The organism is Microbacterium sp. SL75, assembly GCF_026625865.1.
Taxonomy (GTDB): domain Bacteria; phylum Actinomycetota; class Actinomycetes; order Actinomycetales; family Microbacteriaceae; genus Microbacterium.
Genome location: NZ_CP113067.1, coordinates 3,298,095 through 3,318,037, shown reverse-complemented (window position 1 = coordinate 3,318,037; position 19,943 = coordinate 3,298,095). Strand labels below are relative to the sequence as shown.

The 19,943-nt window shown below is 72.2% G+C and carries 13 protein-coding genes, 1 tRNA gene and 1 pseudogene; 9 read left to right on the top strand and 6 right to left on the bottom strand.

Annotation, left to right across the window (positions count from 1 at the left end; translation table 11 throughout):
• Positions 1 to 597: 597 nt before the first annotated feature.
• Positions 598 to 1,443, bottom strand: coding sequence for a hypothetical protein (locus OVA17_RS15835; protein ID WP_267787406.1), 846 nt, complete (start codon positions 1,441 to 1,443; stop codon positions 598 to 600).
• Between OVA17_RS15835 and OVA17_RS16440 the strand changes: the two are divergent.
• From OVA17_RS16440 to OVA17_RS15825, 3 genes and pseudogenes are all read left to right on the top strand, one after another.
• Positions 1,382 to 1,657, top strand: a pseudogene (locus OVA17_RS16440) (phosphopantetheine-binding protein); the annotation flags it as partial. The gene OVA17_RS15835 and the pseudogene OVA17_RS16440 overlap by 62 nt on opposite strands.
• 41 nt (positions 1,658 to 1,698) lie before the next feature.
• Positions 1,699 to 3,468, top strand: a complete 1,770-nt coding sequence (locus OVA17_RS15830; RefSeq protein WP_324289940.1) for a condensation domain-containing protein — start codon at positions 1,699 to 1,701, stop codon at positions 3,466 to 3,468.
• A gap of 55 nt (positions 3,469 to 3,523) precedes the next feature.
• Complete coding sequence (locus OVA17_RS15825) at positions 3,524 to 6,664, top strand: non-ribosomal peptide synthetase (protein WP_267787405.1); 3,141 nt, start codon at positions 3,524 to 3,526, stop codon at positions 6,662 to 6,664.
• Between the two features lie 220 nt (positions 6,665 to 6,884).
• On the opposite strand, the gene OVA17_RS15820 is transcribed toward OVA17_RS15825, so the two are convergent.
• Both OVA17_RS15820 and OVA17_RS15815 read right to left on the bottom strand, forming a co-directional pair.
• The gene (locus OVA17_RS15820) at positions 6,885 to 7,571 is read right to left on the bottom strand and encodes a hypothetical protein (RefSeq protein ID WP_267787404.1); all 687 of its coding nucleotides are present in this window, start codon (positions 7,569 to 7,571) and stop codon (positions 6,885 to 6,887) included.
• Positions 7,572 to 7,576: 5 nt separating this feature from the next.
• Positions 7,577 to 8,440 carry an SGNH/GDSL hydrolase family protein gene (locus OVA17_RS15815; RefSeq protein WP_267787403.1) on the bottom strand — a complete coding sequence of 288 codons (864 nt, stop codon included), beginning with the start codon at positions 8,438 to 8,440 and terminating at the stop codon, positions 7,577 to 7,579.
• A gap of 748 nt (positions 8,441 to 9,188) precedes the next feature.
• On the opposite strand from OVA17_RS15815, the gene OVA17_RS15810 reads away from it, so the two are divergent.
• The gene (locus OVA17_RS15810; RefSeq protein ID WP_267789416.1) at positions 9,189 to 11,045 is read left to right on the top strand and encodes a DEAD/DEAH box helicase; all 1,857 of its coding nucleotides are present in this window, start codon (positions 9,189 to 9,191) and stop codon (positions 11,043 to 11,045) included.
• A 545-nt stretch (positions 11,046 to 11,590) separates the two neighbouring features.
• Entirely contained in the window at positions 11,591 to 12,670 is a 1,080-nt protein-coding gene (locus tag OVA17_RS15805) for a VIT1/CCC1 transporter family protein (protein ID WP_267787402.1), read from the top strand.
• Between the two features lie 795 nt (positions 12,671 to 13,465).
• Here OVA17_RS15805 and OVA17_RS15800 read toward each other — a convergent pair.
• Entirely contained in the window at positions 13,466 to 14,512 is a 1,047-nt protein-coding gene (locus tag OVA17_RS15800) for an isopenicillin N synthase family dioxygenase (protein WP_267787401.1), read from the bottom strand.
• A 229-nt stretch (positions 14,513 to 14,741) separates the two neighbouring features.
• Positions 14,742 to 14,827 (bottom strand) — tRNA-Leu (locus OVA17_RS15795).
• Between the two features lie 142 nt (positions 14,828 to 14,969).
• Here OVA17_RS15795 and OVA17_RS15790 point away from each other — a divergent pair.
• A complete protein-coding gene (locus tag OVA17_RS15790; protein ID WP_267787400.1) occupies positions 14,970 to 16,271 on the top strand; it encodes a M20/M25/M40 family metallo-hydrolase in 1,302 nt (433 codons plus the stop codon).
• Between the two features lie 8 nt (positions 16,272 to 16,279).
• Positions 16,280 to 17,125, top strand: coding sequence for an undecaprenyl-diphosphate phosphatase (locus OVA17_RS15785; protein ID WP_267787399.1), 846 nt, complete (start codon positions 16,280 to 16,282; stop codon positions 17,123 to 17,125).
• Between the two features lie 100 nt (positions 17,126 to 17,225).
• Here the strand turns inward: OVA17_RS15785 and OVA17_RS15780 are convergent, their stop codons facing one another.
• Positions 17,226 to 18,092: a PAC2 family protein gene (locus OVA17_RS15780; RefSeq protein WP_267787398.1), complete on the bottom strand. Its 867-nt coding sequence runs from the start codon at positions 18,090 to 18,092 to the stop codon at positions 17,226 to 17,228.
• Between the two features lie 128 nt (positions 18,093 to 18,220).
• On the opposite strand from OVA17_RS15780, the gene OVA17_RS15775 reads away from it, so the two are divergent.
• Together OVA17_RS15775 and OVA17_RS15770 are read left to right on the top strand one after the other, a co-directional pair.
• Positions 18,221 to 18,919, top strand: a complete 699-nt coding sequence (locus OVA17_RS15775; RefSeq protein ID WP_267787397.1) for an HAD family hydrolase — start codon at positions 18,221 to 18,223, stop codon at positions 18,917 to 18,919.
• A complete protein-coding gene (locus tag OVA17_RS15770; protein WP_267787396.1) occupies positions 18,916 to 19,935 on the top strand; it encodes a tRNA (adenine-N1)-methyltransferase in 1,020 nt (339 codons plus the stop codon). Before OVA17_RS15775 ends, OVA17_RS15770 begins: the two co-directional genes overlap by 4 nt.
• Positions 19,936 to 19,943 lie beyond the last annotated feature (8 nt).

Sequence of the window (19,943 nt, the reverse complement as noted above, 5' to 3'; positions counted from 1 at the left end):
GATCGCCAGCGCTGCCGCTCCGGCATCGGTCGACGAGGTGGTCGCCTCGCCCTCGGAGGAGCGTATGTGGCTCCTGCACGAGCTCGACCCGTACGCGGCGACGGGCGCCGTCGCCCTCGCCGTGCGGTTCGACGGCGACGTCGACGCCGATCGGCTCGCCACGGCGCTGCGCCGCACGATCGAGGACTTCCCGGCGCTGCGCACCGTCTGGGATGCCGTGGAGGGCGGCGTACGCCCGCGGGAGCTGTCCGCCGACGCGGTCCACGTCGAGCGGATCGCGCTCGCCCCCGACGAGGTGCGCGCGTACGTCGTGGGCCGCGCGCGCGTGGCCTTCGACCTCGCCACCGAGGCGCCGCTGCGCGTCTCGCTCATCGACACCGGCTCCGGGGACACCCGCGATCGGGGCACTGCTGCGGGCGCCACCGCAGCAGGAACCTCCGGGGAGGCCCACACCGGTGCGGACGACGCCCATCGACCCGGACTCGTGCTCGGGATCGTGGGGCACCACATCGCCCTCGACGATGCCTCCTGGCATCCGTTCTTCGCCCGGCTGAGCGCTCATTACGACGGCGACGCCCCCGCCATCGATCGGGGCGCCTACCGGCGCTTCGCCGCCGAGAAGGTGCGCTGGCTGCGGGGGACGGGCAGTGCGCCCGTGCTCGAGCGGTGGCGTGCGGTGCTCGACGGGGCGGTGCCGCTGACGCTCCCCGCGGCCTGGCGTCGCTCGGTCGCCGAGCCGACACCGGTCGGGGCCGAGGCACACGGCATCCGGCGCCTGCGCGCCGAGCTGCCGCGGCTCGCCGAGGCGGTCGCCCGCACCGGAGCCGGTGGACTGCACACGCTCGCGGTGGCCGCGGCGGCGGTGCTGACGGCGGCCACGGGGCGCACCGATGGCGTCATCGACCTGCCCGTCCTCGACGTCGAGGGCATGGGAGCGCACGCCGTGGGCGCGCGAGGCAATCTCGTGCCGCTGCGGCTCGGGGTGCGCGGCGACGACACGGTGGCGTCGTTGACCGCCCGCACCGTCGAGGCGGTGCGCGCGGCGACGGCCGGGGGCGTCGTTCCCGTCGAGCTGATCCGCCGCGCGCAGCCCGCGCTGCGCGAGCGGGCCGGGTTCTTGCTCGTCGGCGTCGGCGACGTGCTCGGCTCCGCCCGCATCGGCGGCGCCGCGGCCCGCGAGATCGAGCTGCCGCCGCTGGCGACCGAGCCGGGGATCACCATCGCCCTCCGCGAAGGTACGACGCCCGCGCTGGAGGTGACGTGGTCGTCCGACGTGTCCGAGACGGCGGCGCGCACGGTGCTCGACGCGCTGTGCACGGCCGTCGAGGCCCTCGCGACAGCGGAGGGCGACGAGCCCGCCGGGCGTCTGCTGCGCGACGTCATGCTGCTGCGACCGGCATCTGTCGCGACGGGGGTCGTCGACGCCTCGGCTCCGGTACGCACCGCGACGGTGTCTGCAGACGCCGAGCTCACCGAGCGGGCGGATGCCGTGCTCGAGGCGTTCCGCGGCGCCCTGGAAGCTTTCGACCTGGGGCCCGACGACGACTTCTTCGACGCCGGCGGACACTCCTTGCTGGCCACCCGCGTCATCGCGACTCTTCGCGCGCGCGGTATCGACGGCCTGCGCATCGGCGACTTCTTCGCCCACCCCACCGCGCGGGCGCTCGGTGCGGTGGCGGGTGAGCCCGTGACGGCGAGATCGGGGGCCGCCCGCGCCGACGCTCCCGCACCCCCGGTGCGCCGCGTTCCGCCGAAACGGAGGAGTCCGGTGCGGCCACGCGCGCCGACGCGGTTGCGCTGCTCCCGCAGCAGCGCGGCATCTGGTTCCTCGACCGCTTCGACGACGGCGGTCTCGGCTACGCCATCCCGTACGTGCTGCGCTTCACCAGTGCTCCCGATGCCGCCGCGCTCCGCGCAGCCGTCCGCGACGTGCTCGTGCGCCACGAGGGCCTGCGCGTCCTGGTCGATGTCGTCGACGGCACCCCCCGGCAGCGCGTGGTGCCGACGCACCGGCTCGACGACCTCGCCTGGTGGTCGACGGATGCCGAGGACCTCCGTCGCGGCTTCGACCTCGACCGTGAGATCGGGGTGCGCGCGGTGCACACCGACGACGGCCGGTCGCTGGGTCTGTTGCTGCACCATCTGGTCGCCGACGAGTGGTCCACCGGCATCCTGTTGCGCGATCTCGCCACCGCCTACGACGCGCGTGCCGCCGGACGCGCGCCGGCATGGCCGACCCCCGCGCCCTCGCCGCTCGACCTGGTCACGGAACGCGCCGACACAGACGCGTCCCTGGCGTTCTGGCGTGCGCGGCTCGCCGACGCGCCCGCGGGGCTGCCCCTCGCCGCCGATCGCGCGCCCGATCCCCTCGCCCCGGCCGACGGCGGGTGGCACGCGTTCACGATCGCCGACGGAGCCGCCGCGGGCTTGCGCGGCGTCGCCCGGCGCACCCGCTCGAGCCTGTTCGTGGTGCTCGAGGCCGCGGTCGTCGCCACGCTCGCCCGCCTCGGCGAGAGCGACGACATCCTCGTCGCCGTTCCCGTGGCGGGCCGCGACGAGCGCACGGCCGAAATGGTGGGCATGCTCGCCAACACGGTCGTGCTGCGGCATCGGGTTCCGGCCGACACGTCGCTCGACGCCCTCGTGGTCTCGGCGCGCGAGACCCTCGTCAACGCGCTCGAGCACGAGACGGTGCCGTTCGAGAACGTCGTGCTCGCGGTCGGTCCCGACCGCTCGACCGGCCTGAGCCCCCTCGCCACGACGATGGTGCAGCTGCACAGCGGGGGAGAGTTGCGCGGCACGCTCCCGCACCCGGGCGGCGAGATCGCCTACGAGATCGCCGAGCCCGAGCGCACGCACGCGAAGTTCGAGTTGTCGTTCGAGTTCATCGACGACGCCGAGGGCTTGCGCGGCGGAATCGCGTTCCGCACCGCGCTGTTCGACTCGCGCACGGTCGCCCGTCTCGCCGAACGGCTGCTGGCCGTCATCGGCGCGCTGGCCGACTCCGACGAAACCGCGACCCTCGCCGATCTCCCGATCCCGCGCGGCGAGGCGCGGCCGACCGAGTCGAATGCTCCGGATGCCGAGCCCGTCCGCAGTTCCGGGGCGGGGGCTGCGGCGGGTTCCGTTCCCGCCGCCGCGGGCGCGGGAAACGATCCCGACATCGACACCCTGAACGCGGTCCTCGCGTGCGCGGCCGAGGCGCTCGGCATCCCCGATCCCTCGCCCGAGGCGTCGTTCTTCGCCCTCGGCGGCGACAGCATCTCATCGATCGCGTTCGTCGCGCGCCTCCGGGAGCGCGGTCTCGCCGCCGTCCCGCGCCAGGTGTTCGCGCACCCGGTGCTCGTCGAGCTCGCGCGTGCGCTCCGGCCCGCCGAGACCGCCGCGACCGCGACCGAAAGCACCCCGCTGTCGGCCTCCGGGCTCAGCCCCGAACTCCTCGTCGCTCTGGTGGGGGACCCCCGATGATCGCGGGCGTCGTGACCCCGCGTGCCCCGCGTCCCGCCTCGACAGGAGATTGCCGATGATCGCCGACGTCCTCCAGGCCACCCCGCTGCAGCGCGGACTGCTGGCCCTGGCCGCCGAGACCGACGACGCGTACGTCATCCAGGTGCGTCTCGAACTCGACGGGCGAGTGGATGCCACTCGCTTGCGCTCCGCCGTCGACACGGTCGCTGCGCGTCACCCGGTCGTGCTCGGGCGCTTCGTCGACGAGGGACTGCCGCACCCGGTCCACGTCATTCCCGCGCGGGGCACGATCCCCGTCGAAGAACGCTCCGGCGACGGCATGACGATCGCCGACGAGGAACGCGGGCGCGGGTTCGACGTGCGCACCGGTCCGCTGCTGCGGGTGACCCTCGTCCATGCCGACGCGGGCGACGAGGTCGTGCTCACCGGGCACCACATCGCACTCGACGGGTGGTCGTTCGGCATCGTGATCGACGAGATCCAGCGTGCCTACGCAGACGCCGCGCTCCCCGCGGTGCGCCCCTTCCGCGATCAGGTGCTCCACCTGCAGCAGAAAGACATGACCGCAGCGCTCGACCACTGGCGCGCGCGTCTCGGCGACGGCTTCGTCCCGTTGCAGCTGGCCGACCGTGCGACCGAGCCCGGCGACGGCCGCTTCGGCGCCGCCACGATCGAGCGGCGGGGGTGGTCGGCATCCGACACCGATCGCCTCCTGTCGTTCGCCCGCAGCCACGACGTGACCCTGAACACGCTCGCCCAGCTCGCCACCGCCGTGATGCTGTCGCGCCTGACCGACCGCGACGACGTCGTCTTCGGCACCACCGTGTCGGGCCGCGACCCCGAGCTCGTCGGCAGCGAGAGCATGGTGGGGCTGTTCATCACGACCGTGCCGGTGCGTATCGGCCTCGACGACGCTCCCGTGGCCGCCGTGCTCGAGCGGCTGCAGCACGACTTCGCCCTCGACGTCGCACACGCCCACCCCGGGCTGCGCGCGATCGCCCGCACCGCCGGCGCCGGGTCGCTCTTCGACACCCTGCTCGTCTTCCAGAACGCGCCCGTCTCGCGTCACGACGGCACCGGTTTCGCTCCGGATGCCGCTGTCCGCCACGCCGAAGCGCACAGCCTCACGCACTACCCGCTCGTCGTCGCCCCCGCGGTGATCGAGGGTCGGTTCGTCGTCGATGTCGAGGTGCGCGCTGAGCAGCTCGTCGGGCACTCCGCGTCGGGGCTCGCCGATCTGTGGCAGGCCGCGCTGGACGAGATCATCGCCCGACCCGCCGCGCCGGTCGACGGCATCCGGGCCGAACGGCACGTGGACCGCGCGGCGTGGACGCGGCTGGCCGGCCACGCGTATGCAGTCGGGCGCGACAGCGATCTCACCGCGGGGATGGATGCCGCCGTCTCTCGCCGCGACCCGAGCGCGGCGGACGACCGGGGCGCCCCGCTCGAAGACCGCCGAACCGTTCCCGACCTGTTCGCCGGGACCGTGGCATCCGGCCCCGACGCGATCGCCCTCGCCGATGGCACCCGCGCCTGGACCTACCGCGAGCTCGACGATCGCACGGCCCGCCTCGCCGCCGGACTCGCCGCCGCGGGGATCGGCGGGGGAGACGTGGTCGGCATCGCCCTGCCGCGCTCGATCGAGGTGGTCGAGGCGCTGTTCGGCATCGCCCGGGCCGGTGCGTGCGCGGTGTACCTCGACCCGACGCTACCCGCCGGTCGCCTCGACGCGATCCGCCGCCTGTCCGACCCTCGAGCGGTGATCGGCGTCTCGCCGTGGCACGACGTGCCGAAGGTCGAGCCCGCGGACGCCGCCCCGCCCGTCGTCGAAGTGCACCCCGACGACGCGCTGTACATGATCTTCACCTCCGGGTCGACGGGGGAGCCCAAGGGCGTTGTCGCCACGCACCGCGGCATCGTGGCCCTCCACGCCGACCACGCCGAGCGTGCGTACTCCGGCGCCGCACCGGGGTCGCTTACCGTCGGGCACGCGTGGTCGTTCGGGTTCGACGCGTCGTGGCAGCCGTTGCTGGCCCTGTTCTCGGGACACCGGGTGGAGCTGCTCGACGCCGACACGATGCGCGATCCGGTCAGCCTCGAGGCCGAGATCCTGGGCCGCGGCATCACGATGATCGAGCTGTCGCCCACGCTTTTCGGGTGCCTGCCGGCCGACAGCCCGGTGCACGAGCGCTTGCGCGTGCTGGGACTCGGGGGAGAGGCGGTCGGTGTCGAGGCGTGGCGCACGCTGGGGGATTCGCCGGTGCGCGCGATGAACTTCTACGGACCCACCGAGACGACCGTCGACGCCGTGTCGGCGGTGATGAGCGAGACCGACGAGGTCGTGCTGGGTCGACCGGTCGCCGGGATGCGCGCGTACGTCCTCGACCGGCGGCTGCGGCCCACACCCGTGGGAGCCGTCGGCGAGCTCTACCTCGCCGGCCCGCAGCTCGCGCGCGGGTACGCGGCGCGCGCAGCCCTCACCGCCGAGCGGTTCGTCGCCGACCCCTTCCGGCACGGCGGACGCATGTACCGCACCGCCGACCTGGTCCGCGTGCGACCCGACGGACGACTCGCGTACCTCGGCCGCTCCGACGACCAGGTCAAGATCCGCGGGCACCGCATCGAACTCGGCGAGGTCGCGACGGCAGTGCGCAGCCTCGGCGGGGTGCGCGAGGCCGCGGTGCTCCCGCGGCCCCGCGGGCGCGGGACGGTGCTGCGGGCCTTCCTCGTCACCGACGAGCCGGGTCCCTTCCCCCGATTCATGGATGCCGCCTCCTTCCGCACGAAGCTCGCCGCGGTGCTGCCGGGGTACATGGTCCCCGCCGACGCGGTACTGGTCGAGGCGCTGCCGCTGACGCCGAACGGCAAGCTCGACGCGCGCGCGCTGCAGGCGCTGGAGCCCGCCGTGGCCGTCTCTGCGGGGGGCGTTCTCGCTGAGACCACCTCTGCGCGAGCCGATCTCGCGGAGGTGGCTCTCGCGGAGGCCGTTCTCGATGAGGCCGCCGAAGCCGTGCTCGGTCACCCGGTCGACCGCGACGACGACCTCCTCGACGCCGGAATGGACAGCATCGACCTCGTCTCGTTCACCCACGCCCTCGCCGCGCGCGGGGTCTCCGTGACGATCGCCGACGTGCTGAGTCACCGCACGCTCGCAGAGCTCGCGGGGGCGGTGGAGGGCGCCCCGGCGTTCGCGTGAGCGGGCGGCGGGGGTGGGTCGCGGGGCGGCTCATCCGCGCGCGCGGACTCCGCGCGGGGCCGAGACGGCGGTCGTGAGCGCACTCGCGCCCATCGCTCGTGGAGTTGGAGGGAGCAGATCGCGAGACGGCCGGCTTCGTGACGGGCCTGCCTGCGCTCACTCCGCCCGAGGGAGCTCGCACGCCGTGAGACGGCCGGCTTCGTGACGGGCCCGCCTGCTCTCACTCCGTCCGAGGGAGCTCGCCCTCCGCTCGTTCGCGGATCCAGCGCTCCGACTCCGCGGCGGCCCGCACGCGAGCGTCGGAGTCGTTCTCGAGCGCCTGGACCACGTCAGCGGGAAGCTCGTGCTCACCCGAGAGATACCAGCGCGCGACGACGGAGCCCTCGCGCAGCACGCGGCGTGCGCGATCGTCGTCACGGGGAAGACCCTCGGACGGGGTATCGGCGCGTTCGATCGCGAGCTGCAGGTGCGCCGGGAGCGGGCCCGATGCGGCGGTCGACTCTCCCGCGGTGAACAGCAGCACCACCACGCCTGACCCCGCCCACGTGAGCCAGTCGGTGTCTTCCTTCGCCCACCGCTCGTCGTCGGCAGCCCACGTCGACCAGTCAGGACCCTCGGAGCGGAACGTCCATCGATGCGGATCGTCGTTGAGTGCCGCGGCGACCGACAGCGCAGCCTCCCGCACCGTGCGATCGTCGCCGTCACAGAACACCGACACGTTCGGCGCCCATGCCGTCGACAGCAGGTCCCATCCGTCGGCGCTGAAGCGCCCGCTCTCGACCTCGAGCGTCCATCCCGCGTCGGTGAGCCCGTCGGCGAGACCGTCAGCGTCGCGGAGCAGGGTGTCGGCGTCGGCGACGCGCAGCAGCGCGGCGACGGCCTCGGGGACGAGGGCCTCGAGCGGCACGGCGGTCAGACCCGCGTCTCGCCCGAGGCCGTGGCATCCCGCCCTGGCGCCAGCGTGATGACGGGCAGCGGCTCGGGACGCTTGGCTTGGATGTGGTCGCCCGACGACTGATGCCGCAGACGCCGCAGCACCCACGGCACGAGGTACGACCGCGCCCACACGAGGTCTTTCTCGCGCGCGGCACGCCACGTGGTGGCGTTCAGGGCCTCTGGCTGCATCGGCTGCAGGTCGTTGGGCACGTTCAACGCCCTCAGCACCATGCGCGCCACCTCGTGGTGGCCGAGAGCGTTGTAGTGCAGCCGGTCGTCGTCGAAGAAGCGCATGTCCTGCACCTCTTTCAGTCCCCACTGGTCGGCGACGACGCAGTCGTGGGCGTCGGCGATCGCGCGGATGTTCTCGTTGTAGATTGCGACCTTGCCGCGAATGCCGCGGAACACGGGCGTGAACTCGGTATCGATGCCGGTGAACACGACGACGGTGGCGTTGTTGTCGCGACGCAGGCGGATGACGGCATCTTCGAACTGCTGAGCCACGGCATCCGGATCGGTCCCGGGACGGATGACGTCGTTGCCGCCCGCCGAGAACGTGATGAGGTCGGGCTTGAGCGCGAGCGCGGGCTCGATCTGGTCGGCCACGATCTGCCCGATGAGCTTGCCGCGCACGGCGAGGTTGGCGTAGGCGAAGTCGTCGACCGCCGAGGCGAGGACCTCGGCGACGCGGTCGGCCCACCCCCGATGGCCGCCGTCGGGCAGCGGGTCGCCGATGCCTTCGGTGAACGAATCGCCCAGGGCGACGTACCGGCGCCAGGGGTGCGGACCGGGGTTGTCGGGCGAGGGCGAGGTGCGGGGCGAGTGCGGATCGAGTGTCATCGAAACCTCCGACCCCCAGGCTAACCCCGGCCTCCGACATCGCTCCAGGCTCCGGTGCGGCCTGCCCCGCCACTCGTCGAGACGCCCCGACGGCAGACACGCCCGACGTGCCGTCTCCTCGACGCATAAACGCGATGTCCGCGCGAAAACGCGCGGAGAGAGCGTTTCTGCGTGCGGAGAGCGTTTATCGACGGTGAGACGGCGGAACGACTCACCGGCCGCCGCCACGACCGATCCGCTTCGCCTATCGTGGATGTTCGCGCACACACGGGACGGAGGTTCGATGCTGGAAGAAGAAGCCCGCACCCCGAACCTCCCGCACACCCCCGCAGACCCGGATGCCGTGCCCTCGACACGCATCGCCAGCCCCGGCCCCGTGGCGTCCCCGGGTCCGATCGCGAGTCCGGGGCCCGTCGCGAGTCCGGGTCCCGTCGCGAGTCCTGGGCCCGTCGCGTCTCCGGGGCCGATCGCCAGCCCCGGCCCCGTGGCGTCCCCGGGTCCGATCGCGAGTCCTGGGTCCGTCGCGGCTCCTGGGCCCGTGGCGTCTCAGGGTCCGATCGCGAGTCCCGGCCCCGTGGCGTCCCCGGGTCCCATTGCCAGTCCGGACGCCGCGGCCGGTCCCCGCCCGGTCGCCAGCCCCGGCCCCGCGGCGGTCAGCTCCGCCGCGCCCGCCTCCGCGGACGCCCCCGCCGCCCCCACCCACGCCACCGCGCCCGTCGCCGACCACCCCCTCCCCGGCGAGGCGCCGTTGCCTCTCGACGCCGCGACGGCCGACGGCGTCGAACCCCACTTCGGCTCGTTCGCCGCCGAGCACCTGTCGCCCTCGTTCCCGCAGCGCGCCCCCTGGGGAACGGCGCAGCGCCTGCGCGCCTGGCAGGCCGAGGCGCTCGACCTCTACTTCGGCCTCGACGGGCCCGACGGCGAGGGCAAGGGCCCGCGCGATTTCCTCGCCGCGGCCACCCCCGGCGCCGGCAAGACGACCTTCGCCCTCCGCCTCGCCTCCGAGCTGATGCGTCGTCGCGTCGTCGACCGCATCGTCGTGGTGGCCCCCACCGAGCACCTCAAGACCCAGTGGGCCGAGGCGGCCGCGCGGGTCGGCATCCGTCTCGATCCCTTCTTCTCCAATCGGCACGCCACCCCCTCCCGGCAGTATCACGGCGTCGCGGTCACCTACGCCCAGGTCGCGGTGAAGGCCGAGGTGCATCAGCGTCTGACGATGGATGCCAGAACCCTCGTCATCCTCGACGAGGTGCATCACGGTGGAGATGCGCTGAGCTGGGGCGACGCCCTGCGCGAGGCCTACAACCGCGCGACTCGCCGACTGCTGCTGTCGGGAACGCCGTTCCGCAGTGACACCGCGCCCATTCCGTTCGTGGAGTACCACCCGAACGCGAAGGGCATCCGCCTCTCACGCACCGACTACGCCTACGGGTACCGGCGCGCTCTCGAGGACGGCGTCGTGCGGCCCGTCTTCTTCCTCGTCTATGCGGGGCAGATGCGCTGGCGCACGAAGGCCGGCGAAGAGATGGAGGCCCAGCTCGGGCAGGACAACACCAAGGACATTACCTCGCAGGCCTGGCGCACCGCGCTCGATCCGAACGGCGATTGGATCCCCGCGGTCCTTCGATCCGCGGATCGGCGCCTCACCGAGGTGCGCGAGACGGTCCCGGATGCCGGGGGCCTGGTCATCGCGACGGACCAGACCGCCGCACGCGCCTACGCCGCCATCCTCGAAGACATCAGCGGCGAGAAGGTCACCATCGTCCTCTCGGACGAAGCCGAGGCCTCGGGGCGGATCGAGACGTTCTCGAAGGGCACGAGCCGCTGGATGGTCGCCGTCCGCATGGTGTCCGAGGGGGTCGACGTCCCGCGCCTCGCCGTCGGCGTGTACGCCACGAGCGCTTCGACTCCGCTGTTCTTCGCCCAGGCCATCGGGCGTTTCGTCCGTGCGCGCCGTCGCGGTGAGACCGCGAGCGTGTTCCTTCCCAACGTCCCGCAGCTGCTCGCTCTCGCCGGCGAGATGGAGGCGCAGCGCGAGCACGCCCTCGATCGCGACAGCGACGCGGAAGACCAATGGAACGCCGAAGAAGACATGATGGATGCCGCCGAGCGCGAGGACAAAGCCTCCGACGCGCTCGAGCAGGAATTCGAGTACCAGGCGCTCGGATCCCTCGCGCATTTTGATCGCGTGATGTTCGACGGGCAGGAGTTCGGTCAACTCGCGGTTCCCGGAACCATCGAAGAGGAGGAGTTCCTCGGCATCCCGGGTCTTCTCGAACCCGAACAGGTGCACGAGGTGCTCATGTCGCGCGCCACGCGGCAGTCACGCCACCGGTCCACCCGCGAGGCGACCGAGAAGGAGAGCGGCGTCGAGCCGCCGAGCGTCGACGACGGGGGGCTTCCGGCCCCGCTGCACCGCACGCTGAAAGAACAACGTCAGCTGCTCAACACGATGGTGGGCCTCTATGCCCGCCAGAGCGGCGAGCCGCACGGACTCGTGCACGCCGAGCTCCGGCGCATCTGCGGCGGCCCCGCCGTGTCGCACGCGACGGTCGCCCAACTGCAGGCGCGCATCGACGTCCTGCGCAAGCGCGTGCATTCCTGAGGCGCGCGCAAGCCCCGGCCCCGCGCCGGCCGGCTCCGCGTCGGGGCGGCCGCGGTGGCGACCCTGCGCGGTGGGCCGGCCGCAGTGGCGACCCGGGCGGCGCATCGGCCGCGGGGAGCCGCCGCGAGCGTACCTAACTCCTGAGACTCGCGCCGCTGCGGCTCAGCCCGCCGGCCGGTGATACCCGTAGCCCCCTGAGAATCGGACCCCGGGCCTCGCCGCCGCGGGCGCCGCGCCCGGAACTCAGGAATTGCGTACGCCGCGGCCGTCTATGGCGTCGTTGCGGCGTACCGTCTCGTGACGCTGGCAGCGCCGCGCGCCGGTGATGCGCCGGCCCCCGGTGACGCCGCCGCGCGCGGTGCGATGCGCCGGCCCCTGTGACGCCGCCACCGACCCGCTTTCGCGGTCCCGAAATGCTGGCACCGAAGCCCCGGCATCCGCGGGATCACGCTCTTCGGAGGCCCGAAATGCTGTCAGTGTGAGCCGACGCGCCCGAGAGGGGGAATCCCCCTCACTACGGTGGGGGGCGACCCGAAGGAGCCCCCGTGACGACCCCCGCCACACCCACCGCCCGCGATCGCCGCCGCTGGGCTCGCTATCTCGTCGACGAACGCGCCGAGGCGCGCGTGTACCGCGAGCTCGCGTCGCGCCGCACCGGTGAAGAACGCGACATCCTCCTCGCCCTCGCCGAGGCCGAGGGGCGCCACGAGCAGCACTGGATCGACCTGCTCGGCGAGCAGCCGCCGCGCCTGCCGCAACCCGGCATCGGCACGCGTCTCCTGGCGTGGATGGCCCGCCGATTCGGCTCGATCTTCGTGCTGGCCCTGGCCCAGAACGCCGAGGCCCGCTCGCCCTACGCCGATGAGCCCTACGCCACCCCCGCGATGGCCGCCGACGAGCGCGTGCACCACGAGGTCGTGCGGGGCCTCGCCGCCCGCGGCCGTCGACGCCTCTCGGGGACCTTCCGCGCCGCCGTCTTCGGCGCCAACGACGGTCTTGTGTCGAACCTCGCGCTCGTGATGGGTGTCGGCGCGACCGGTGTCGCCCCGAGTTTCGTGCTGTTCAGCGGCATCGCGGGCCTGCTCGCGGGAGCCCTCTCGATGGGCGCCGGTGAGTTCGTGTCGGTGCGTTCGCAGCGCGAGTTGCTCGAGGCCACCGAAGAGAGCGACTTCGCCGACTCTGCTCTTCCTCACCTCGACCTGGATGCCAACGAGCTCGCGCTGGTCTACCGCACCCGCGGGATGCACCCCGATGAGGCCCTCGAAAAGGCTCGCGAGGTCGTCACCGCGGCCCAGGCGGGTACCGCACCCGCCGCGGCCGCCCCGGGCGAGTCCTCGCACGACGTCGTCGGCAGCGCATGGGGTGCGGCTCTGTCGAGCTTCCTGTTCTTCGCCTCGGGCGCGATCATCCCGGTGCTGCCGTGGATCTTCGGGATGTCGGGCTTCGCGGCCGTGGCCCTCGCCCTCGGCCTCGTCGGCGTCGCGCTGATGGGCACCGGTGCGATGGTCGGTCTGCTCTCGGGCGCCTCACCCCTCAAGCGCGGTCTGCGTCAGCTCGCGATCGGCTTCGGCGCCGCCGCGGTCACCTACGTGCTGGGTCTGCTGTTCGGGGTGTCGGCGGCCTGATTCGCCCCCGCGGCGATCGCGTCCCCGGCGCACATAAACGCGATCGACGCGCAGAAACGCGGGGAGCGCGTGTTTCTGGTCGCTGATCGCGTTTATGCGTGTGGGCGTGAGGTCGTTCGCCGGCGCTCGCCCCCGCGATGCGCGTCCGGCCCGGCGTTGGTCCGGTCCGGTGTTGGTCCGGTGCCGGGTTCGGCCGTTGCGTCGCGCATAAACACGATTTACGCGCAGAAACGCGGGGAGCGCGTGTTTGTGGTCGCTGATCGCGTTTATGCGTGAGGTCGTTCGCCGGGGCTCGCCCTCGCGATGCGCGTCCGGCCCGGCGTTGGTCCGGCCTGGCGTTGGTCTGGTGCCGGGTTTGGCCGTTGCGTCGCGCAGAAACGCGATTTACGCGCAGAAACGCGAGGAGCGCGTGTTTGTGGTCGCTGATCGCGTTTATGCGTGTGGGCGTGAGGTCGTCCTCCGGCGCTCGCCCCCGCCATGCGCGTCCGGCCCGACGTTGGTCTGGTGCCGGGTTCGGCCGTCGTGTCGCGCATAAACGCGATTGGCGCGCATAAACGCGGGGAGCGCGTGTTTTTGGTCGCTGATCGCGTTTATGCGTGTGGGTGCGAGCCGCGTCCGCCGTCGCCCGCGTGTGGGTGCGAGCCGCGTCCGCCGTCGCTCGCGTGTGGGTGCGAGCCGCGTCCGCCGTCGCCCGCCTGTGGGTGCGAGCCGCGTCCGCCGTCACCGGCGCGTGGGCGCGCCGCCCGCCGTCACCCGCGTGCGGGCGCAAGCCCCGCCCGCCGCCCGCGGCTCGGCTCAGCCTCTGCTCGCTGCCGTCACCCGCGCTGCCTCGCGCTGTGCACCGGTGTTCTTGCGCCCCGCGCGCGACCCGGCGAGCTTCGCCGCGATGTGCTCGCGGATCGTCACCGGGTCGTACAGGGCCGGAGCCTCGTCCGAGACGAAGTGCGGCAGCGGGGCGATGACGGCGTCGGCATTGCCGTCGTGGAAGAAGGCGGCGGATCGGCGGCGCTCGATCGTCCCGTCGACGACGGGTGGCTTCACCCGGTGCAGCGTCGACATCCAGCGGTCGTTGGTCAGGCGGGCGGCGACGTCGCCGAGATTGACGAGCAGCGCGCCGCGCGCGGGGGAGACGTCGTTCCACGAGCCGTCCTGGCCGAGCACCTGCAGGCCCGCGACCTGATCCGCCCACAGCACCGTCACGAGGCCGAAGTCGGTGTGCTCGCCCATGCCGGTGAGTTCGGCGCCGAGCTCGATCTCGCCGGGCGGGAGGGCGTAGTTGTTCATGCGCATCACATCGATCGAATGGTCGGTGACGCCGTCGAAGAAGTCGTCGGGCACCCGAAGCGCCGAAGCGAAGATCCGCGTGAGAGTGTGCGCGACCCGGCGCGCTTCGCCGTAGTAGGCGTGCACCGCGGGCTCAAACAGCCGCGTCTCGGCCGGCCAGGTGTTCTCGGCGTAGTCCGCTTCGGTCGCGGTGCTGCCGGGGTACTCGGCGGCAGAGGTTCCCACGTTGAACGCCTCGAAGAAGTCGTTCATCCGCGTCACCGGGTCGACGCCCAGGCTGTAGCTGAGCGACTCGCTCTTCGGCGGGCTGTACCCGCGATTCTCCGCCGCGGGCCGCACGTACGCCTTCTTCGCCTCCAACGGCAGGGCGAAGAACTCGTCGATTCCCTCGGTCAGCTCCGAGATCACGGCATCCGGGATGCCGTGACCCACCACCTGCATGAACCCCACGGTGCGACACGCGTGGTCGACGGCGGCGACCACCGCCGCTCGCGCATCGGGGGAGCCCGGGGCGACCCAGGCGGAGATGTCGATCGTCGGGATGGTGAAAGCGGGCATGCCTCGACGCTAAGCGGCCGATGTCACGCGGGTGTTTCTGCGGAGTCACGGCGGGCGCGGGAAAGACTCTCGGCGAGGGCGACGCGGACAGAACGTGCGGCTGCGCCGGGAACCGCCGGCGCGCGCCCTCCCGCGGCGCCGAGCGCGCACGCTCTCAGGCCACCCGTGACAGAGCCTCCGATAGACGACGAAGAAGGCCCCGGATGAATCCGGGGCCTTCTTCGTTCTGTGCGCGAGGGGGGACTTGAACCCCCACGCCCGTTAAAGGGCACTAGCACCTCAAGCTAGCGCGTCTACCTATTCCGCCACCCGCGCATCTGGGTGATTTGCTGCTTTCGCAACGAAGAACGACATTACCACGCTCCCGACGCCGCCTCGAATCGATGCCGCCCCCCGGGCGCGTCTCACGGCGACGCGGGGGCGGGGGAGCATGCTCGCCCCCGGTACCGTAGTGCGCATGCCCGAGCTCGAAACCGACGTCCCCGAGGTCGCCCGCGTCGCGCGCGACCTGATCCGGTTCGATACCTCGAACTACGGCGGAGGCCGTGCCGAGGGCGAGCGCGAAGCGGCCGAGTACGTCGGCGCATACCTCGAGGCCCTCGGCCTCCCGGTCGAGTACTACGAGCCCATCGCGCGTCGCACGAACGTCTGCGCCCGCATTCCCGGACGCAACCCCCACAAGCCCGCCCTGATCCTGCACGGCCACCTCGACGTGGTGCCGGCGGTCGCCGCCGACTGGAGCGTCGACCCCTTCGCGGGCGAGATCCGCGACGGCGTGCTCTGGGGGCGCGGTGCCGTCGACATGAAGGACATGGATGCCATGATCCTCACCGCCGTCGCCGACGTGCTGCGCGCGGGGGAGCAGCCCGAACGCGACATCATCGTGACCTTCTTCGCCGACGAGGAGAACGGTGGCGTCGAAGGCTCGGCACTCGTGGTGAAGAACCGTCCCGAGTGGTTCGCCGGCGCGACCGAGGCCATCAGCGAGGTGGGCGGATACTCGATCGCGGTGGGCGACCGCCGCGCGTACCTGCTCCAGGTCGGCGAGAAGGCCCTCGTCTGGATCAAGCTCGTCGCCCGCGGCCGCGCGGGCCACGGCAGCGGCCTGCACGCCGACAACGCCGTGACGAAGCTCGCCGAGGCCGTCGCCGCCCTCGGTCGCACCGAGTGGCCGATCCGCCTCACCGACACGACCTCGCAGTTGCTCCAGGGGCTGGCCGAGATCACCGGCGACGATGCGGGCGATCCCGACGCTCTCGCCCTGCGCACCGGCGCGGCATCCAGCTTCATCCGCTCCACCCTGCGCACGACGACGAACCCGACCGGCCTCACCGCCGGCTACAAGCACAACGTCATCCCCGACCGTGCCGAGGCGCTCATCGACGTTCGCGTTCTCCCCGGTACCGAAGAGGCCGCTCTGGTGGACATCCGCCGGATCGTCGGACCCGACATCGAGATCGAGATCGTCCATCAGGACATCGGTCTCGAGGTGCCCTTCTCGGGGGACCTCGTCGACGCGATGATCGCGCAGCTCGGTCGGCACGATCCCGGCGTGCCGGTCGTGCCGTACCTCATGGGCGGCGGCACCGACAACAAGGCCCTCGCCGGCCTCGGCATCGCCGGTTACGGATTCGCGCCGCTGCGCCTCCCCGCCGACCTCGACTTCACCGGGATGTTCCACGGGGTCGACGAGCGCGTCCCCGTCGACGCGCTCCAGTTCGGTCAGCGAGTCCTCGCCGACCTCATCCGCACGTACTGAAGGACCGCATGCATATCTTCGAGGTCATCGTCCTCGGGCTCGTCCAGGGCCTCACCGAGTTCCTCCCCATCTCCTCGAGCGCCCACCTGCGCATCGTGGGGGAGTTCCTCCCGTCGAAGACCGACCCCGGCGCGACGTTCACCGCCATCACCCAGATCGGCACCGAGCTCGCGGTGCTGATCTACTTCCGCAAGAAGATCGTCCGGGTCATCTCACGATGGTTCGGCTCGCTCACCGGCAAGGTGCCCCGCACCGACCCCGACGCCCGCATGGGCTGGCTGGTCATCATCGGCACACTGCCGATCGCGTTGCTCGGCGTGCTGCTGCAGAGCCTCATCCGCGACAACTTCCGGAGTCTGTGGATCACCGCGGTGGTGCTCATCGTCTTCGGCATCCTGCTCGGTCTCGCCGACCACTACGGAAAGCGTCGTCGCGAGCTCGACGACCTGACCTACCCGCACGGTGTCGCCTTCGGCGTCGCCCAGGCCCTCGCCCTCGTTCCCGGGGTCTCGCGTTCGGGAGCGACCACGACCCTCGGTCGTGCCCTCGGCTACAAGCGCACCGCCGCCGCGGAGTACTCGTTCCTCCTCGCGGTGCCGGCGGTCTTCGCCAGCGGGTTCTTCGAGTTGTACAAGAGCTTCGACGAGGGCACCGGCCCGTACACCCTGGGTGAGACCGCGCTGGCGACCGTCATCGCGTTCGTCGTCGGCTACCTCGTGATCGCCTTCCTCATGCAGTACCTCAAGCGCGGCAGCTTCCTGCCGTTCGTGATCTATCGCGTCGCTCTCGGCGTGCTGATCATGGTGCTGCTGACGCTCGGTGTGCTGCCGGCGTACTCCGCCATCACCGGCTGAGTCCCGGATGCCGCGAAGGCGCCGTCCCGCTCGGGGACGGCGCCTTCGTCATGTCGGATGAGGGCGAGAGTGCGTCGCGCGATCGGCGACCGACTCGTACTCAGCGGCGGGGCGGGTCGTCGCGGCCGGGCTTGGTGGGGCCTTCGCCGCCGCGGCGCAGGTAGCGCTCGAACTCCTGGGCGATGGCGTCTCCGGACGCCTCGGGGGAGTCCCACGTGTCACGCGTCTGCTCGAGCTGGCGGATGTACTCGCTCATCTCCTCGTCGTCGGCCGCTGCCGCATCGATCGACGCCTCCCACAGGCGCGACTCGTTCTCGAGGTCTCCCCGCGGAACGGCGATGCCCGTGATCGACTCGAGCTTCTCGAGCAGGGCCAGGGTGGCCTTGGGCGAGGGCGTGTGCCCGGCGACGTAGTGCGGCACGCTCGCCCACAGGCTCGCGGTCGGGATGCCCACGGTCTCCGAGACGTGACCGATGGCGCTCAGGATGCCGACCGGCCCCTCGTACAGGCTCCGTTCGAGCGACAGGGACTGGCGCACGGCCTCGTTGTCGCTGCCGGCGAACACCGAGATGGGGCGCGTGTGGGGTACATCGGACATCATCGAGCCGAGCGCGACGAAGCCCGAGACGTCCTCGCGCAGGGCGACGTCGATGAACTCGGCGGCGAACGCCTGCCAGGCGCGGGCGGGCTCGACGCCCACGAGGAGCCAGATCTCGGCGTCGTCGGAGCGTTCGACGGGACGCAGCAGCGTGGCCTCGGGCCAGCTCAGGGTGCGACGCCCCTCGGCGTCCAATCCGACCTGCGGGCGCGTGTACTGGTAGTCGAAGTACAGTTCGGGGTCGACCGTGTGGACGACCGCGTACTCGACGTCGGCTCGCAGCATCGCCGCTGCCGCCGACGCGGCTTCTCCGGCATCGTTCCACCCGTCGAACGCGGCGACGATGATCCGGCGACCCAGTGCGTCCACGCAACCTCCTCTGCCCCGTCGGGGCTGGCTTCCAGGATAGGCGCACCCGCACGGACCGAGCCGGTCCCGCCCGCGCCGGGCCCAGCGGGCCGGACGGGCGGGAGTCGCGCCCTCAATAGGATGGAACGATGACTTCCCCCGCTCCCGCCGCCGTCCTCTGGGACATGGACGGCACGCTCGTCGACACCGAGCCGTACTGGATGGCCGCGGAGACCCCGCTCGTGGAGCGGTTCGGTGGCACGTGGTCGCACGAGCAGGCTCTCGGCATGGTCGGTCTCGCTCTCGAGGACTCCGCGCGGTTGCTCCAGAACGCGGGCGTGCCGTGGGGTGTCGACGAGATCATCTCGTACCTCACCGACGAGGTGCAGCGACAGCTCGCCGTGACCGGCGTGCCGTTCCGCCCGGGCGCTCGCGAGCTGCTCGCCGACCTGCGTTCCGAGGGCGTCAAGACGGCGCTGGTGACGATGTCGATGCGTCGCATGGCGCTCTCGGTGGTCGACCTCATCGACTTCCCGGCCTTCGACCTCGTGGTGGCCGGCGACGACGTCGAGCGTCCCAAGCCCTACCCCGACCCCTATCTCCAGGCCGCCGCGGCCCTCGGCGTCCACATCGGCGACACCGTCGCGATAGAGGACTCCCCGAACGGACTGCGCTCCGCGATCGCCAGCGGAGCCGTCGCCCTCGGCGTGCCGCTGATGGTGCCGCTCGAGGGGGTCGGCGCCCACGCGCTGTGGCCGAGCCTCGAGGGGCGCACGACCTCCGACCTGCGGGCGCTCCACGCCGCACACACCCCGACCCACGCCGAAGAGACACGAGCCACCCGATGAGCGAGACCCCCCACCTGAGCGGCCCCTTCCGGGTCGGCGACCGGGTGCAGCTGACCGGCCCCAAGGGGCGGATGCACACGATCACCCTGCGCGAGGCAGGCGAGCTGCACACCCACAACGGCGTGCTCAAGCACGAGCTCCTCGTCGGCCAGCCCGACGGCAGCGTGGTGACCAACAGCTCCGGCCACGAGTACCTGGCCGTCCGCCCCCTGCTGCGCGACTTCGTCATGTCCATGCCGCGCGGCGCCGCGATCGTCTACCCGAAGGACGCCGCACAGATCCTCGCGCAGGCCGACATCTTCCCCGGCGCCACCGTCGTCGAAGCCGGCGTCGGGTCGGGTGCGTTGTCGCTGTGGCTGCTGCGCGCGATCGGCCCGGCGGGTCGGCTGCTCTCGTTCGAGCGCCGTGAGGAGTTCGCCGAGGTCGCCCGCGCCAACGTCGAGACGTTCCACGGCGAGCTGCCCGCGACCTGGGAGGTCGTCGTCGGCGATCTGGTCGAGAGCCTCCCGGATGCCGTGGCCCCCGCCTCCGTCGACCGCATCGTGCTCGACATGCTCGCGCCGTGGGAGTGCATCGACGCCGCGGCCGACGCCCTGACCCCGGGCGGTGTCGTGCTCTGCTACATCGCCACCGCCACCCAGCTCAGCCGCGTGGCCGAGTACATCCGCGCGACCGGGCTGTTCACCGAGCCGGATGCCAGCGAGACCATGGTCCGCGGGTGGCACGTCGAGGGCCTCGCGGTCCGCCCCGACCACCGTATGGTGGCGCACACGGGCTTCCTCATCACCGCGCGCCGCCTGGCGCCCGGCGCGATTCCTCCCGAGGTCAAGCGCCGAGCGTCGAAGTCGAGCTACGGCGACGAAGACGTGGAGCTGTGGACCCCCGGGGCCGTGGGGGATCGTCAGATCACCGACAAGAATCTCCGCAAGCGTGTGCGCGAGGCGCAGAAGTCCGCCGAGGGGGTCCGGCAGTCCGTCGCGGGCGCCTCGTCGGAGGAGCCCGGTTCGACCGCCTAAACTGTTCC